Origin of the sequence: Amnibacterium sp., from assembly GCF_036559085.1 — a bacterium.
GTDB lineage: Bacteria > Actinomycetota > Actinomycetes > Actinomycetales > Microbacteriaceae > Amnibacterium.
The window spans coordinates 100,006-115,595 of sequence record NZ_DATBTU010000044.1; the positions used below are offsets into that span (position 1 = coordinate 100,006).

18 protein-coding genes are annotated in these 15,590 nt (G+C 73.8%); 14 read left to right on the forward strand and 4 right to left on the reverse strand.

Features of this window, described 5'->3' with window-relative positions; translation table 11 throughout:
- The first annotated feature begins 132 nt into the window (after positions 1-132).
- The 4 genes from VIG76_RS08165 (at position 133) to sufU (ending at position 4,480) form a co-directional block, all read left to right on the forward strand.
- The gene (locus VIG76_RS08165) at positions 133-1,497 is read left to right on the forward strand and encodes a cystathionine beta-synthase (RefSeq protein WP_331952956.1); all 1,365 of its coding nucleotides are present in this window, start codon (positions 133-135) and stop codon (positions 1,495-1,497) included.
- Positions 1,498-1,515: 18 nt separating this feature from the next.
- A complete protein-coding gene (locus VIG76_RS08170) occupies positions 1,516-2,673 on the forward strand; it encodes a cystathionine gamma-synthase (RefSeq protein WP_331952958.1) in 1,158 nt (385 codons plus the stop codon).
- A gap of 80 nt (positions 2,674-2,753) precedes the next feature.
- Positions 2,754-4,040, forward strand: coding sequence for an aminotransferase class V-fold PLP-dependent enzyme (locus VIG76_RS08175; RefSeq protein WP_331953013.1), 1,287 nt, complete (start codon positions 2,754-2,756; stop codon positions 4,038-4,040).
- Entirely contained in the window at positions 4,037-4,480 is a 444-nt protein-coding gene (gene sufU, locus VIG76_RS08180) for a Fe-S cluster assembly sulfur transfer protein SufU (RefSeq protein ID WP_331952960.1), read from the forward strand. The genes VIG76_RS08175 and sufU overlap by 4 nt, the downstream gene beginning before the upstream one ends.
- A 29-nt stretch (positions 4,481-4,509) precedes the next feature.
- Here the strand turns inward: sufU and VIG76_RS08185 are convergent, their stop codons facing one another.
- On the reverse strand, positions 4,510-4,947 hold the full coding sequence (locus VIG76_RS08185) for an SRPBCC family protein (RefSeq protein WP_331952962.1): 438 nt from the start codon (positions 4,945-4,947) through the stop codon (positions 4,510-4,512).
- Positions 4,948-5,105: 158 nt separating this feature from the next.
- The gene (gene solA / locus VIG76_RS08190) at positions 5,106-6,245 is read right to left on the reverse strand and encodes an N-methyl-L-tryptophan oxidase (RefSeq protein WP_331952964.1); all 1,140 of its coding nucleotides are present in this window, start codon (positions 6,243-6,245) and stop codon (positions 5,106-5,108) included.
- Positions 6,246-6,376: 131 nt separating this feature from the next.
- Here solA and VIG76_RS08195 point away from each other — a divergent pair, with 131 nt between their 5' ends.
- A complete protein-coding gene (locus VIG76_RS08195; protein ID WP_331952966.1) occupies positions 6,377-8,392 on the forward strand; it encodes an APC family permease in 2,016 nt (671 codons plus the stop codon).
- Positions 8,393-8,554: 162 nt separating this feature from the next.
- Here VIG76_RS08195 and VIG76_RS08200 read toward each other — a convergent pair whose 3' ends face one another.
- Positions 8,555-9,058, reverse strand: a complete 504-nt coding sequence (locus tag VIG76_RS08200; protein WP_331952968.1) for a bifunctional nuclease family protein — start codon at positions 9,056-9,058, stop codon at positions 8,555-8,557.
- 146 nt (positions 9,059-9,204) lie between these two features.
- On the opposite strand from VIG76_RS08200, the gene VIG76_RS08205 reads away from it, so the two are divergent.
- From VIG76_RS08205 to VIG76_RS08235, 7 genes are all read left to right on the forward strand, one after another.
- The gene (locus VIG76_RS08205) at positions 9,205-9,771 is read left to right on the forward strand and encodes a GNAT family N-acetyltransferase (RefSeq protein ID WP_331952970.1); all 567 of its coding nucleotides are present in this window, start codon (positions 9,205-9,207) and stop codon (positions 9,769-9,771) included.
- Between the two features lie 78 nt (positions 9,772-9,849).
- Positions 9,850-10,464 (forward strand): DnaJ family domain-containing protein, encoded by a 615-nt coding sequence (locus VIG76_RS08210; protein ID WP_331952972.1) that lies wholly within the window; start codon positions 9,850-9,852, stop codon positions 10,462-10,464.
- Between the two features lie 42 nt (positions 10,465-10,506).
- A complete protein-coding gene (locus VIG76_RS08215; RefSeq protein WP_331952974.1) occupies positions 10,507-11,187 on the forward strand; it encodes a trimeric intracellular cation channel family protein in 681 nt (226 codons plus the stop codon).
- Between the two features lie 55 nt (positions 11,188-11,242).
- Positions 11,243-11,386: a hypothetical protein gene (locus VIG76_RS08220; protein WP_331952976.1), complete on the forward strand. Its 144-nt coding sequence runs from the start codon at positions 11,243-11,245 to the stop codon at positions 11,384-11,386.
- Positions 11,383-11,742 (forward strand): DUF3566 domain-containing protein, encoded by a 360-nt coding sequence (locus tag VIG76_RS08225; RefSeq protein ID WP_331952978.1) that lies wholly within the window; start codon positions 11,383-11,385, stop codon positions 11,740-11,742. The genes VIG76_RS08220 and VIG76_RS08225 overlap by 4 nt, the downstream gene beginning before the upstream one ends.
- A gap of 67 nt (positions 11,743-11,809) precedes the next feature.
- Positions 11,810-13,120 carry an ArgE/DapE family deacylase gene (locus VIG76_RS08230; RefSeq protein ID WP_331952980.1) on the forward strand — a complete coding sequence of 437 codons (1,311 nt, stop codon included), beginning with the start codon at positions 11,810-11,812 and terminating at the stop codon, positions 13,118-13,120.
- A gap of 305 nt (positions 13,121-13,425) precedes the next feature.
- Positions 13,426-14,061: a nucleoside/nucleotide kinase family protein gene (locus VIG76_RS08235; protein ID WP_331952982.1), complete on the forward strand. Its 636-nt coding sequence runs from the start codon at positions 13,426-13,428 to the stop codon at positions 14,059-14,061.
- 134 nt (positions 14,062-14,195) lie between these two features.
- On the opposite strand, the gene VIG76_RS08240 is transcribed toward VIG76_RS08235, so the two are convergent.
- On the reverse strand, positions 14,196-14,831 hold the full coding sequence (locus tag VIG76_RS08240) for a TetR/AcrR family transcriptional regulator (RefSeq protein ID WP_331952984.1): 636 nt from the start codon (positions 14,829-14,831) through the stop codon (positions 14,196-14,198).
- A 67-nt stretch (positions 14,832-14,898) separates the two neighbouring features.
- On the opposite strand from VIG76_RS08240, the gene VIG76_RS08245 reads away from it, so the two are divergent.
- A complete protein-coding gene (locus tag VIG76_RS08245; protein WP_331952986.1) occupies positions 14,899-15,318 on the forward strand; it encodes a nuclear transport factor 2 family protein in 420 nt (139 codons plus the stop codon).
- Positions 15,315-15,590 (forward strand): NAD(P)H-binding protein (locus tag VIG76_RS08250; protein ID WP_331952988.1); only part of this gene is annotated, 276 nt, incomplete at its 3' end. The genes VIG76_RS08245 and VIG76_RS08250, both read left to right, overlap by 4 nt.

Below are 15,590 nucleotides of genomic sequence, written 5' to 3' on the forward strand. Positions count from 1 at the left end.
CATGGGGCCCGGGGCGCGGACCCCTCCGCGGCGCTAGAGTCGCAGCGTGCTCCTCCGCGCGTGTTGCCGGGCCTGACCCGCACCCGTCGAACGACCGTGCCTACAGGCACGCCCGCGCGAGTAAGGAAGACCATGCGATACGCCGCGAACGTCCTCGAGCTGATCGGGGACACCCCGCTCGTCCGCCTCAACGCCGTCACGGCCGGCCTCTCCGCCACCGTGCTGGCGAAGGTGGAGTACCTGAACCCGGGCGGCTCCGTGAAGGACCGCATCGCCGTCCGGATCATCGACGCCGCCGAGCGCGACGGATCCCTCCGCTCCGGCGGCACGATCGTCGAGCCGACGAGCGGCAACACCGGCGTCGGCCTCGCCCTCGTCGCGCAGCAGCGCGGCTATCGCTGCATCTTCGTCGTGCCCGACAAGGTCGGCGAGGACAAGCGCGCCGTGCTGTCGGCCTACGGCGCCGAGGTGGTCGTCACCCCGACCGCGGTCGCGCCCGACGACCCCACCTCCTACTACAGCGTCTCCGACCGGCTCGCCCGCGAGATCCCCGGCGCCTTCAAGCCGAACCAGTACGCGAACCCCAACGGGCCGGCCAGCCACTACGCCACCACCGGGCCCGAGATCTGGCGCGACACCGACGGGCGCCTCACGCACTTCGTCACCGGCGTCGGCACCGGCGGCACGATCAGCGGCACCGGCCGGTACCTCAAGGACGTGTCCGAGGGCCGCGTGCGGATCATCGGCGCGGATCCGGAGGGCTCCATCTACTCCGGCGGCACCGGCAGGCCGTACCTGCTCGAGGGCGTCGGCGAGGACTTCTGGCCGCCCGCCTACGACCGCACCGTCGCCGACGAGGTCCTGCCCGTCTCCGATGCGGAGGCGTTCCGGATGACGCTGCGCCTCGCGCGCGAGGAGGGGCTGCTCGTCGGCGGCTCGAGCGGCATGGCCGTCGTCGCCGCGCTCCGCGTCGCCGAGCGGCTCGGCCCCGACGACGTCGTCGTCGTGCTGCTGCCGGACAGCGGGCGCGGCTACATCGCGAAGATCTTCAACGAGGAGTGGATGCGCTCCTACGGCTTCGTCGAGCCCTCCGAGGGCACGACCGTGGAGCACGTGCTCCGCTCGAAGCACGAGGGGCTGCCCGACCTGCTCTCGGTGCGCCCGACGGACTCGGTGCGCGACGCGATCGCCACGATGCGCCGCTACGGCGTCTCGCAGCTGCTCGTGATGAGCGCCGAGCCGCCGGTCGCGATGGACGAGGTCGCCGGCACCGTCGACGAGCGCGGCCTCATCGACCACGTCTTCAGTGGCGCGGGCGACCTCCGAGACCCCGTCGGGCCGCTCGCCGGGCCGCGACCGACGCTGATCGGCGCGCACGAGCCCATCGCCGCCGCCCGCGCCGCGCTCGGCGACAGCGACGCGCTGCTCGTCACGGTCGGCGGCCGCCCTGTCGGCGTCGTGACCCGATCCGACCTGCTCGCGTTCGTCAGCGAGTGATGTGAGAAGGAGCAGCAGATGACCGATACGCCCTCGCACGGCTTCGCCACCCGGGCGGTGCACGCCGGCCAGGAGCCCGACCCGTCGACCGGCTCGATCACGCCGCCCATCCACCAGACGTCCACCTACGTGCAGGACGGCATCGGCGGACTCCGCGGCGGCTACGAGTACGCCCGCAGCGGCAACCCGACCCGCGCGGCCCTCGAGGTGCAGGTCGCGGCGCTCGAGCAGGGCGCGGATGCGATCGCCTTCGCCTCCGGCCTCGCCGCCGAGGACGCGCTGCTGCGCGCAGCGCTGAAGCCCGGCGACCGGGTGGTGCTCGGCGACGACGCGTACGGCGGCACCTACCGGCTGCTGAAGCGCATCCACGAGCCGAGCGGCGTGCGCCTCGACACCGTCGACCTCACGGATCCGGCCGCGGTCGAGGCCGCGTTCGCCGAGCCGGTGAAGCTGCTCTGGATCGAGACCCCGACCAACCCGCTGATGAAGATCGTCGACATCGCGGCGCTCGCCGCGGTGGGCCACGCCCACGGCGCCCTCGTGGTGGTCGACAACACCTTCGCCTCGCCCGCGCTGCAGCAGCCGCTGCGGCACGGCGCCGACGTGGTCGTGCACTCGGCGACGAAGTACCTCGGCGGCCACTCCGACGTGCTGGGCGGCGTCGTCGTGACCAGCGACGCCGCGCTCGCCGAGCAGGTGCGGTTCCTGCAGTTCGCCGCGGGCGCCGTGCTCGCGCCGTTCGAGGCGTGGCTGCTCACCCGCGGCATCAAGACGCTCGACGTGCGGATGCGCCGGCACACCGAGAACGCCACCGCCATCGCCACGCAGCTCGCCGCCGACCCCCGGGTCGAGCGCGTCTACTACCCGGGCCTGCCCGGGCATCCGGGCGCCGACATCGCCGCCCGGCAGATGTCCGGCGCCGGCGGGATGCTCTCGGTCGCCCTCGCCGGCGGGGAGCGCGCCGCGCGGGCGCTCGCGGAGGGCACGCGGATCTTCGCGCTCGCGGAGTCGCTCGGCGGCGTCGAGTCGCTGATCGGCTACCCGAGCCTGATGACGCACGCCTCGGTGCGCGGCACGCCGCTCGCGGTGCCCGAGAACGTCGTCCGGCTGTCGGTCGGGATCGAGGACGTCGCCGACCTCCAGCAGGACCTCGCCGACGCCCTCGACCGGATCTGACCCACGCGCAGCGGGTGCCGGAGACCGACGTAACCTGATCGGATGCCGAACGCTCGATCGACGGGGGTGCAGCGGTGACGATGACCGAGCTCCCGCCCGCGGCCCTCTCGGACGACGACGCCCGCGCGCTGCGGGCCGACTTCCCGCTGCTCGCCGGCAGCCCCGACCTCGTCTACCTGGACTGGGGCGCGACGAGTCAGAAGCCGGCCGCCGTGCTCGACGCCGAGCGGTCGTTCCTCGAGCACGGGAACGCCGCCGTGCACCGCGGCGCGCACCGGCTCGCCTCCGAGGCCACCCTCCGCTTCGAGGACGCGCGCGCCACGGTCGCCGCGTTCGTCGGGGCGGATGAGGAGGAGCTGGTCTGGACCGCGAACGCGACGGCGGCGATCAACCTCGTCGCGTACGCGATCGGCAACGCATCCGCCGGCCGCGGGGGAGCCGAGGCCGACCGCTTCCGCCTGGCCGCCGGCGACGAGATCGTCGTCACCGAGCTCGAGCACCACGCGAACCTCATCCCGTGGCAGGAGCTCGCGGCCCGCACCGGCGCCGTGCTCCGCTACATCCCCGTCGACGACGACGGCGCGCTCCGGATGGAGGAGGCCGAGCGCCTCATCGGCGCGCGCACCCGCGTCGTCGCGTTCAGCCACGTGTCGAACGTGCTCGGCACGATCGCCCCGGTCGAGCGGCTCGTCGCCCTCGCCCGGGCCGCCGGCGCGCTCACGGTGCTCGACGCCTGCCAGTCGGTGCCGCACCTGCCGGTGGACGTGCGCGCCCTCGGGGTCGACTTCGCCGCCTTCTCCGGCCACAAGATGCTCGGCCCCACCGGCATCGGCGCCCTCTACGGCCGCGGGGAGCTGCTGAACGCGCTGCCGCCGTTCCTCACCGGCGGGTCGATGATCACCACCGTGACGATGGAGGCCGCCGAGTACCTGCCCGCGCCGCAGCGCTTCGAGGCGGGTACGCAGCCGGTCGCCCAGGCCATCGGACTCGCCGCCGCCGTCGACTACCTCTCCGCGGTCGGCATGCCGCGGATCGCCGCGCACGAGGCCGCGATGGGGGAGCAGCTCGCGTCGCGCCTCGCCGGGATCGACGGCGTCCGCGTGCTCGGGCCGCAGCCGCCGGTGCCGCGCGTCGGCCTCGCGAGCTTCGTGGTCGACGGCGCGCATGCGCACGACATCGGCCAGCTCCTCGACGACCGCGGCATCGCCGTCCGCGTCGGCCATCACTGCGCCCAGCCGCTGCACCGCCGGCTCGGCGTCACCGCTTCGACCCGCGCCAGCGGCTCCCTGACCACCACCCAGGACGAGCTCGACGTGCTCGTCGGGGGCGTCGAGGCCGCCGTGCGCTTCTTCGGGAGGCGCGCATGAGCGACGCCATGGGCTCCCTGTACCAGGAGCTGATCCTCGACCTCTCCCGCTACCCGCGGAACAAGGGGCTGCAGGACGGCGCGGACGCCTCCGCGCACGAGATCAACCCCACCTGCGGCGACGAGATCACGCTGCAGGTGCACCTCGAGGGCGAGCGGATCCGCGCGGTCCGCTGGGCCGGGGACGGCTGCGCGATCTCGCAGGCCTCCGCGTCGATCCTCACCGACGTCGCGGTGGGGCTCACCCTGTCGGAGCTGCAGGAGCGGATCGAGGCGTTCCGCACCGCGATGCGGTCGCGCGGGAAGATCCAGCCCGACGAGGAGCTGCTCGGCGACGCCGTCGCGCTCGGCGGGGTCTCCCGGTACCCGGCCCGCGTGAAGTGCGCGATGCTCGCGTGGGTCGCCGCGGAGTCGGCCGCCAGCCGCGTCGCCGCCGTCTGACGCCGCCGTCGTTTGAGACCGACCCGCGGTCAGACCTCGCGAACCGGCGGCGGCCCCTGCTCCGCCAGCCGGATCAGGCCGTCGAGCGCCTCCGCCATCCCGCGCTTGTAGGACGGCCGGAGCACCAACCGGTACACCGTGGACATGGGACCCTCGCAGCGCACGCCGTGCGTCACGACCGTCTCGTCACCGTCGTGGCGCAGATCATGCGTGAACGCCATCGATCCGCCCGGCACCCGGCTCACCTCCGTGTAGCTGGCCAACGGGGTCACCTCGGTGTAGACGAAGGGCACGCTCGGGCCCGTGCGAGGCGTGTTGCGGCCGGTGACCCCGACCGCGATCGGGCCGTCCGGCTGGATCCGGCCGACGAGCGGATCCCACTCCGGTGCGCTCTCGTGGTCCTGGTACCAGGCCCAGATCCGCTCCGGCGACGCCGTCGTCCGCCGGCTGAACTCGAGGCTCCACATGGCCGCAGCGTAGGACGCCGGGGTGAACCGCCGGCGGTGGGCGTCGCTGCTGCTCAGCAAGCGGGGGGCGGATGGGGGCGGCGGGCGGTTCGGGCCCATGCGGGCGCGCGTGCCCGCCCGGATCGGCCGAAGTCGCCCGCCACTCGCGCGGCACGGAACTACCGCGCGGCGGCGAAGCGCGCCGGGCACAGGAAGCCGACGTCGACCGCCGGCCGGCGGCCGAGCGCGAGGTCGGCGAGCACCTCGCCGAGCAGCGGGACGAACTTGAACGCGTGGCCGGAGCAGCCGGTCGCGACGATGCAGCCCGGCGATCCGGGCAGCGGGCCGAGCAGGAAGTCGCAGTCCGGGCTCATCGTGTACAAGCACGTGTAGGCCTTCAGCAGCGGGCCGGCCGCCGCGGGCAGCACCCGCTCGAGCACGCGGCGCAGCGCCGCCACCTCGTCCTCGTGCACCTCGCGATCGACGGTGGCGGGCGTGGTCGGCTCCCCGCCGTCGTGCCGTGCGATCTTCACGCCGTCGCCGCACAGCAGGGGGAAGCCGTAGTGGAACGCATCCGGTTCGCTGATCACGAAGCCGGGCATCCGCTCCGGGCCGAGGTCGCGGGCGTCGAGCGGCGTGAAGTGCGCGACGACCTTGCGCATGACGGTGAGTGGCAGGCGACCGGCGAGCAGCGCGGGCGCCCACGGACCGGCGGCGAGCACGACCCGCCTCGGGCGGTAGCGCACCGACGCGGTGACGACCACGGGTGCGGGTCCGTGCTCGATCGACAGCACCGCCTCGGCGCGGAGCTCGGCGCCGGCCGCGACGGCCAGGCGCTGCAGCACCCGCACGGTCGCCTCCGGATCGACGAACCCCGCGTCCGGCTCGAAGACGCCGTCCCAGTCGTCCGGCACGGTGAGGGCCGGCCACCGCTCGCGCAGGCCGGCCGCTCCGAGGTGCTCGACGGGCAGCCCGTAGCGAGCCGCCGCCTCGAGGGTCGCCTGCACCAGTCGCGCGGCGTCACCGCTCGCGGCGACCGACACCACGCCCGAGGCGGTGAGCAGGTGCTCGCCCGATCGGCGCTCGAGCTCCCGCCAGAGGTCCCAGGCGCGCGTCGTCATCGGCACGTAGGCCGGATCCTCGAAGTAGGCGCGGCGGACGAGGCGCGTGGGGCCGTGCGACGACCCCTCCGTGTGGCCGGCCGGTCGCGGGTCGAGTCCGACGACGGTCTCGCCGCGGTCGGCGAGGGCGAGGGCGGCCGCGGAGCCGATGCCGCCGAGCCCGACGACGACGGTCCCGTCGATCTCGACGTCCTCCACGCGTGCCTCCCTCCGGCCGTCCGACCCTAAGCGGCCCTGCCGTGATGGGGCCGAAGCCCATCCTCAGCCCGGCCGTTAGGGAGTCGTGAGGATCCGCGCCGCATCGTTCGCACACGCGTTGACTTGCTGGAATGGTGAACACGGTCGATACCGCGCGCCCGGACGATCCAGGAGCGCCGGCCGACGGGGCCCCCGTGCCGGACGTCTGCGTGCAGCAGCCGCGGCACCAGGGTCGCCTCGCCCGCTGGGCGCTCGAGGGGCTCACCGAGCAGGCGGGCACGCATCAGGGGCCGCATGGGATCGCGCACCGGACGAACCACTGGCTGCGGGTCATGTGCCTCACCGGCGTCGACTACTTCTCGACCCTCGGCTACCAGCCCGCGATCGCGTTCCTCGCCGCCGGCGTGATCTCCCCGTTCGCGACCCTCGTGCTCGTCGCGCTGACCCTGTTCGGCGCCCTGCCGGTGTACCGCCGCGTGGCGGGCGAGAGCTACCGCGGTGAGGGCTCGATCGCGATGCTCGAGCGGCTGCTGCCCTGGTGGGGCGGCAAGCTGTTCGTCCTCGTGCTCCTCGGCTTCGCGGCCACCGACTTCATGATCACGATCACCCTGTCGGCCGCGGATGCGGCGGCCCACACGGTCCAGAACCCCCTGGTGCCCGAGGTGCTGCGCGGCGCCCAGATGCCGATCACGATCGTGCTCATCCTGCTGCTCGGCGCGGTGTTCCTGAAGGGGTTCCGCGAGGCGATCGGGGTCGCCGTCGTGCTCGTCGCGGTCTACCTCGCGCTGAACGCCGTCGTCGTGATCGACAGCGTCGTGGAGCTCATGCGCCAGCCGCAGGCCGTCCTCAGCTGGACGAACGCGCTGCACGCGGCGACCGGCGGCAACCCCCTCGTCGCGGTCGGGCTCGCGCTGCTCGTCTTCCCGAAGCTCGCGCTCGGCCTCTCCGGCTTCGAGACCGGCGTCGCCGTGATGCCGCAGATCCACGGCGAGACAGCGGATGCGCCCGGCCGCCCCGAGCGTCGCATCCGCGGCACCCGCCGGCTGCTGACGACCGCCGCGGTGACGATGAGCGTCTTCCTCGTCGCGACGAGCTTCATCACCACGCTCCTCATCCCCGCGAAGGAGTTCGGGCCGACCGGATCCGCGAACGGCCGGGCGCTCGCGTACCTCGCCCACGAGTACCTCGGCCCCGTGTTCGGCACCGCGTACGACGCGTCGACGATCGCCATCCTCTGGTTCGCCGGCGCCTCCGCGATGGCCGGCCTGCTGAACCTCGTGCCCCGCTACCTGCCCCGCTACGGGATGGCGCCGACCTGGGCGCGGGCGGTCCGGCCGCTCGCGATCACCTTCACGGTCATCGCGCTCATCATCACGGTCGCCTTCGACGCGAACGTCGACGCGCAGGGCGGCGCCTACGCGACCGGGGTGCTCGTACTGATCACCTCCGCATCCGTCGCGGTCACGATCTCCGCGCTCCGGAAGCGGCAGCGCTGGCGCACGGTCGGGTTCGGGGTCGTCGCGCTCGTGTTCGCCTACACGACGGTCGCGAACGTCTTCGAGCGGCCGGACGGCCTGCGGATCGGCGCCCTCTTCATCCTCGGGATCCTGCTCGTGTCGTTCGTCTCCCGGCTGCGGCGCTCCTTCGGGATCCGTGCGACGAGCATCGAGTTCGACCCCACGGCGCTCGAGTTCGTGCGGGAGGCCGAGGACTTCGGCGAGATCCACCTCGTCGCCACCGCGCCCGGCCGCCGGGACGCGAAGGAGTACCACGCGAAGGCGCGCGACGAGCGGCACGACGGCCACATCCCGCAGCGGGTGGCGATCATCTTCCTCGAGGTGACGAAGACGGACTCGTCGGACTTCGAGGAGGACCTCGTCGTGCACGGCGCGATCCGGCACGGGTTCCGCGTGCTCGAGGTGCTGAGCGGCAACGTGCCGAACACGATCGCGACCGTGCTGCTGCAGATCCGGAACCTCACCGGGGTCGTGCCCGACGTCTACTTCGAGTGGACGGAGGGGAACCCGATCTCGAACATGGCCCGGTTCCTCTTCTCCGGCGAGGGCGAGGTGGCGCCGGTCACGCGGGAGGTGCTCCGTGAGGTCGAGCCGGAGCCGCGGCGCCGGCCCGTGGTGCACGTGAGCTGAGCAGGGGACCGGCGCTCAGGCGGCGATCGATCGCACCGTTCCGGAGAAACCGGCTGACACGCCGCGGATCGCGCGATCCGCGCGGCGTGTCGTGCGAGAACTCCGGAACGGCGCGATTCGGGGGCAGGCCGGCGCGTCGGCCACCTGCGCGATCGGCGGCACTCAGCCCTGGAAGTCCTCGGGGTCGACGTCGTCGAGGAAGCGGCGGAACTCCTCGACCTTCTCCTCCGGGTCCTCGTCGTCCTGCTCGACCGCCGCGTCCTCCGGGATCCCGGCGTCCGCGAGCACCGCATCGGCGACGAAGAGCGGCGCGCCCACCCGGGACGCCAGCGCGATCGCATCCGACGGCCGGCAGTCGAGCGTCACGTGGCCCTTCGCGGTGGTGAGGCTCAGCTCGGCGTAGAACGTGCCGTCCTCGATCCGGGTCACCTCGACGCGGTCGACGGATGCGCCGAGCACGACCAGCAGCCGCTGCATGAGGTCGTGGGAGAGCGGCCTGGGCGCCTCCTGCCCGCTGATCGCCACCGAGATCGACGCCGCCTCCTGCGAGCCGACCCAGATCGGCACCAGCGTGCGCGGCCCTGGAGGCGGATCGAGCGGGGTGAGCAGCACGACCGGCTGCATCTTCACGTCGACCGCGACGCCGAGCACCCGCACCGGGACCATGGCGAACCTCCGGATCCGTAGCGGACGCGAGGAGCGGCGCCCGCGTCCAGCGTAGGCAGCGGGCGCCGACTGCGCGCGGGGTGGACAGCCGACCTCGACGCGGACACGCGGCGGCCGGGGCCGTGCGCTCCGCCATGATGGGCGCCGTGACCCCGTTCGTCTTCGATGCGCCGATCGAGACCGCCCGGCTGCGGCTGCGGCTCCCGACGCTCGCCGACGTCGACGCGGTGCTGGCCTACCAGGGCCGGGAGGATGTCGCCCGGTACCAGTCGTTCCATCCGCGGGACCGCGAGCGCGTGACCGCCTGGGTCACCGGCAACGCGACCGCGACGCGCCTGGAGCACGACGGCGACCACCTGCAGCCGCTGCTCGAGCGGAAGACGGACGGCGCGGTCATCGGCGACCTCTACTTCACGGTCCGCAGCGTGCGCGACCAGACGGCCGAGCTGGGCTGGACGCTGCATCCGGATGCGCAGGGCGCCGGCTACGCCACCGAGGGCGCCGCTGCGCTGCTCGACCTCGCCTTCGGCCGGCTCGGGCTGCATCGCGTCGTGGCCGAGCTCGACCCGCGCAACACCGCGTCGATCGCGCTCTGCCGCCGGCTCGGGATGCGTGACGAGGCGCTGTTCCGCGAGGACGTGCGGTTCAAGGGCGGCTGGGCGGACACGCAGGTCTTCGCGATCCTCGACCACGAGTGGGCCGCTCGGCGCTGACCGCAGCGCCCGTCCACGCCGCTTGGAATCCCCGTTCAGCCGCCGCGGTTACCGTGCAGGACCGACTCGGGCAGCCACATGACGACGAACAGACGACCTCCGGACTCGCGGCTCGCCGCTGCCCGCTACCAGGCCGAGCACGTGCCGCCGCCCGACCCGGACGCCGTCCCAGAGCCCGAGCGCCCCGAGGAGGAGGCGAACACCGGCCAGGCGACGATGGACCAGCGGGCCCAGTACGTCGAGATCGCGATCCAGCAGGCGCTCCGCCGCGGCGACTTCGACGACCTGCCCGGCGCCGGCAAGCCCCTGCCGGACCTCGGTGGTGTGCGGGACCCCGACTGGTGGATCCGGCGCAAGATCGAGCGGGAGAACCTCACCGGGCTCGGGCCGCCCGCGCTCACCCTGCGCGGCGAAGCCGCGGGACTGCAGGACCGGCTCGACGGCCTGGCGGTCGAGAGCGCCGTCCGCGAGGTGCTCGAGGACTTCAATCGTCGCGTCCGCGAGGCGCGGCGGCAGCTGCTCGGCGGCCCTCCGGTCGTCACGGCACCGCGGGACGTCGAGGCCGAGGTCGAGGCCTGGCGGGAGCGCCGGGACGCGCGGTTCCAGGCGGCGGAGGAGCGGCGGCGAAGCGAGGCGGCGGCGCTCGCCGCGATGCCCTGGCGCGAGCGCCGGCGAGCGCGGCGCCGTGCCTGAGCAGCCCACGAGCATCCGCGCCTCCCACTACCCTTCTCGCCGATGTCCGTCCCGCTGATCCTCGATCCCGCGCCGATCCTCGCGCTCAACCTCGCGGGCACCTTCGTGTTCGGGCTGAGCGGGGGCGTCGCCGCCGTCAAGGCGAAGCTCGACCTCCTCGGCGTCCTCGTGCTGGCCGGCGTGGTGGCGTTGTCCGGCGGGATCCTCCGGGATCTGCTCATCGGCGTGCCGCCTGCGACCTTCCGCGACTGGCGCTACCTCGCCGCCGCGGCCGCCGCGGGCCTCGTCTGCTTCTTCGGGTTCACGCTGCTGCAGCGCGTCCGCCGCAGCGTCCTCGTGTTCGACGCGCTGGGCCTCGGGCTGGTCGCCGTCACCGGGGCGAGCAAGGCGCTGCAGTTCGGGATGGGGCCGGTGCAGGCGATCCTGCTCGGCATGGTCACCGGGATCGGCGGCGGCGTCGTCCGCGACCTGCTGCTGCGGCAGGTGCCGACCGTGCTGCGGGAGGGCCTCTACGCGATCCCGGCGCTGCTCGGGGCCGCGGTGCTCGTGATCGCCCGCGAGTTCGGGGAGACGAGCGCGCTCTTCCCGGTGCTCGGCGCGGTCGTCTGCATCGTGGTCCGGCTCGTCGGGATCCGCTACCGCTTCGGGCTGCCGACGGCTTCGGCCGGCTCGAAGGGCTCATCCGCCGCGAGCAGCAGGGCCGGAGCGGCGCCCCCGACCTGACTGGGTCGGTCGTTCCTTCACGCCGTCTCAGTCCGGGCCGCGTACTGATGAGGGCATGCATCACCTGATCGAGAGCGACCCGCTGCTCGTCGCGTCGACGCTCACGGCCGGCTGGCTGCTCGTCGCGGCCGCCGCCGCGCTCGTGCTCGGCCGGGCCGTCCGGATCGCCGAGCAGCGCGAGAACCGGGTCCGCGCATGAGCGGGTCCATGGTGCCGAAGGGCGCCTCGCTGGCCCTCCGAACCGTCGCGGTCCGGTCGTGCTTCCGCTTCGGGCTGATCGCCGGTGGGGCCGTGGCGCTCGTCGCGTTCGTCGTCGCCTTCGTCACGTGGCAGATCGTGACGCCTGGCGTCGAGTCGGCCGTCGCCGCCGCGTTCGCCGGATCGCAGTCGCTGCTGCACGGGATCCTGGGGGCCGGCACCGGCGCCGCGGTGTCCGCGGCGCTCGCCCTCCTCGCCGGCGTCGTCGTGACCGTCGCGAGCGTGCTCACGCCGCTGTTCTACGACCTCGCCGCTCGCCGCACCGGCGGTGTCGGGCTGGTGCTCGCCCCGGAGTGACGCGGCGGAGAAGTCGCCACGCCGTGACCTACTACCCCGGCTCGCGGATCCGCTCTACGTTCCGTGTGTGAGCACCGTGATTCCCGGCCGGCGGATCGAGTCGGCCGAGCTGTCCGCCGCGGAGCTGCGGGTGCTCGACGCCATCGACGAGCAGGCGCTCGTGCAGGACCTCGTCGAGACCATTCGCATCCCGAGTGTGACCGGATCCGACGGGGAGTCGGATCTGCAGCACCGGCAGGCCGGCCGGCTGCGCGGCCTCGGGTTCGAGGTCGACGCCTGGAAGCTCGACCTCGCGGCGCTGGCGGTCATGCCCGACCACCCCGGCACCGAGTCGCTCCGCTCCGAGGGCTACGGTGTCGTGGGCGTGCTCGGCGCCCGGGATGCGGTGCCGGCGCTCGTGCTGCAGGGCCACGTCGACGTGGTGCCCACCGGCGACCTGGGCAAGTGGGACGACCGGAACCCGTTCAGCGGCGACATCCGCGGCGGCTCGATCCGGGGCCGCGGGGCGTGCGACATGAAGGCGGGTGTCGCGGCCAACATGGCGGTCGCCCGCGCCCTGGTCGCGTCCGGCGTCACGCTGGAGCGGCCGTTCGCGGTCCACTCCGTGATCAGCGAGGAGGACGGCGGCCTCGGCGCGTTCGCGACCATGACGCGCGGGCACCGGGCTGAGGCCGCGGTCATCAGCGAGCCGACGAGCGGCCGGGTCGTCGTCGCGAACGCCGGGGCGCTCACCTTCGAGCTGCGGGTGGCCGGCCGAGCGGCCCACGCGAGCGTGCGGCGCAGCGGCCACAGCGCCCTCGACGCGTTCCTGCCGATCTACGTGGCCCTGACGGAGCTCGAGCTGCGGCGCAACGACCGGCCGCATCGGCTCTTCGACGGCACCGACCTGCCCTATCCGATCTCCATCGGCACCATCCACGCCGGCGACTGGGCGAGCAGCGTGCCCGACCTGCTCGTCGCCGAGGGGCGCCTCGGGGTGCAGCTCGGCGAGGACCCCGCGCAGGCCCGCGCCGAGCTCGTCGAGGCGATCGGCGAGGCCTGCCGCGCCGACCCGTGGCTCCGCGACAACCCGGTCGAGATCGCGTGGCACGGCGGCCAGTTCGGCAGCGGGATGCTCGACCCGGCGGATCCGCTCGTCGCCGAGGTCCTCGGGGCGATCGAGCGCGTCGAGCACCGCGACGCGCAGCTCGGCGGCGCTCCGTACGGCAGCGACCTCCGCGTCTACGCCGGGATCGGCGGCATCCCGACGCTGCACTACGGGCCCGGCGATGTGCGCTACGCCCATGCGCCGCGCGAGCAGGTGGACATCGCCGAGCTGCTCGCCACGACCCGCACGCTGGCGCTGCTCGCGGCTCGGCGCTGCGGCGCGCACCGCTGAGCGGCCGCCGGTAGGGCGCGACGTCGGCCGCGCCCTACCGGCGCGCGCTCACTCGGCCTTGCGCTTCGCGGCGGCCTTGTCCTTCTTGTCCACGCGCTTCTCCTTCAGCGTCTTCGCCGCGGAGGTCTTGCCGGCGGATTTCTTCGGGGACTTGTCGGCCATGACGACTCCTTCATCGATGGAGACTGCGGAGTCCTGACAGTAGGCCCGCGGGAGGCCTGCTGTGCGCTCCGTGATGAAGAAGCGCCGATGATCACCGCCGCGTTCCCGGCGCCCTGCGAGACCGGAGGCGGGATGCTGGGCACATGACCGAACCGCCGGATCCGCTGCACGAGGTGCTGGCGGTCATCCGGGAGCGGCGCCGGGCGCATCCCGGCCGGCTCGTCCTCGGATTCGCGGGGCCGCCCGGGAGCGGCAAGTCGACGGTCGTGGAGCGCCTGGCCGGCGCCCTCGGCCCGGCGGGCTGTGTCGTCGTGCCGATGGACGGCTTCCACCTCGCGAACCGGCTGCTCGCCGGCACCCCGCTCGCGGCCAGGAAGGGTGCGGTCGAGACCTTCGATGCGCACGGCTACCTGCACCTGCTCGAGCGCCTCCGCGCCGCCGACGAGCCCGTCGTCTACGCGCCCGCGTACGAGCGCTCGATCGAGGAGCCCGTCGCCGGCGCCATCGCCGTGCCTGCGGAGGTCCCCGTCGTGCTGACGGAGGGCAACTACCTGCTCCTCGACGAGGCCCCGTGGGGCCGTGCCCGCGAGCAGCTCGACGCGACCTGGTTCATCGACACCCCGCGTGAGCTGCGCCTGCAGCGGCTCACCGAGCGCCACATCCGGTTCGGCAAGGCGCCCGACGCGGCCCGCGCGTGGGCGCTCGGCCCGGACGAGGCGAACGCCGTGCTCATCGAGCGCAGCCGCGGCAACGCGACGCACGTGCTGCGCTGGCGCTGACCGCCGCCCGAACCGCGGGATCGACCCGACTCCGACCGTCGTCTGCTGTCCGCACGGACAACTGCTGCTGCTGAATCCGCGGCAGTTGTCCGAGCGGACAGCAGTCGCGGCGGTGCCGGGCCTGGAACCGCGGCTCAGCCGGCGTCGAGCGCCGCGACGAGGCACGTGCCGATGAAGGCCCCGTATGCGGCGGGCGTCCATCCGCGTGCCCGCACGAGCTGCTCGTACAGCTCGGGGCTCGTCAGCGTCCAGAACACGTCGGCCGCGTGCTCGGGCGGGACGGTCGCCGCCAGCAGGCCGCGTCCCGCGAGTCGCGCGGCGTTCTCCCGCATGCGGATCAGGCGGTCGGCCTGCACCTGCTCGTGCAGCACCGTCATCGCGGGATCGCCTGCAGCTGCTGCCTCACGGATGAGCAGCTCGATCGGCGCGACGAGCGGTGCGACGTCGGCGGAGAGGGCACCGAACCCGCGCAGCACGGCGGCGAGGTCGGGCGCACTCGCCTGCAGCTCCTCGGACCGCTCCGGCGCCGGCACCCGCTGCGAGCCGCCCAGGCTCTCGTCATGGATGGCCCGCACGAGGCCGGCCTTCCCGCCGAACACCTTGTGGATGAGCTCGGGCGACACCTGCGCCTCGGTCGCGATCGCCGCGAGGGACGTCCGGGCGTAGCCGTCGGCGAGCAGCCGCCGCCGGGCGACGTCGAGGACCCGCGCGCGGCGCTCGGCCGCACGGGCGAGCCGCGACGTCGCGTCGTACGTGCGCCCGCCGCTCATCCGCGCCGTCCTCTTGACATCGAATTCATTACAGAGGACTGTATCGGATTACGACGAGGGAGCGCACATGAGCGGGACGGCAGCACTCGAGACGATCCACCGCCTGCTCGAGGCGACGAACGGGCACGATCCGGACGGCATCGCGGCGTGCTTCGCGCTCGACTACAGGAACGAGACGCCCGCCCATCCGAGCCGCGGCTTCACCGGCCGCGAGCAGGTCCGCCGCAACTGGAGCGCGATCCTCGCCGGCGTCCCGGATCTCGCAGCCGAGATGACCGACAGCGCGCTCCACCTCGACGACGTCTGGTGCGAGTGGACGATGTCGGGCACCCGGCGGGACGGTGCCCCGCATCACATGGTCGGGCCGATCGTCTTCACGGTGCCCGACGGGCTCATCACCTCGGCGCGGTTCTACCTGGAGCCGGTCCAGACGGACGCCGGATCGGTCGACGCCGCGGTCCGACGCGCCGTCGGTGTCGCGCGATGACCACCCTCGTCGCAGGCGGCACCGGGCGGCTCGGCAGCATGCTCGTGGAGCGGCTGCGCGAGGCCGGGGGAGTGGTCCGGGTCCTGACCCGCTCGGAGGCATCGGCCGGTGCACTGCGGGGTGCGGGCGTCGAGGCGGTGGTCGGCCGTGCCGAGGATCCGCGGGCCGCGGCGGCGGCGGCGACCGGCTGCTCGGCCGTGGTCGCGTCCATCAGCGGCTTCGCCGGCACCGCCGCGTCGAGCGTCCGGACCGTCGACGGCGCGGGCAACCTC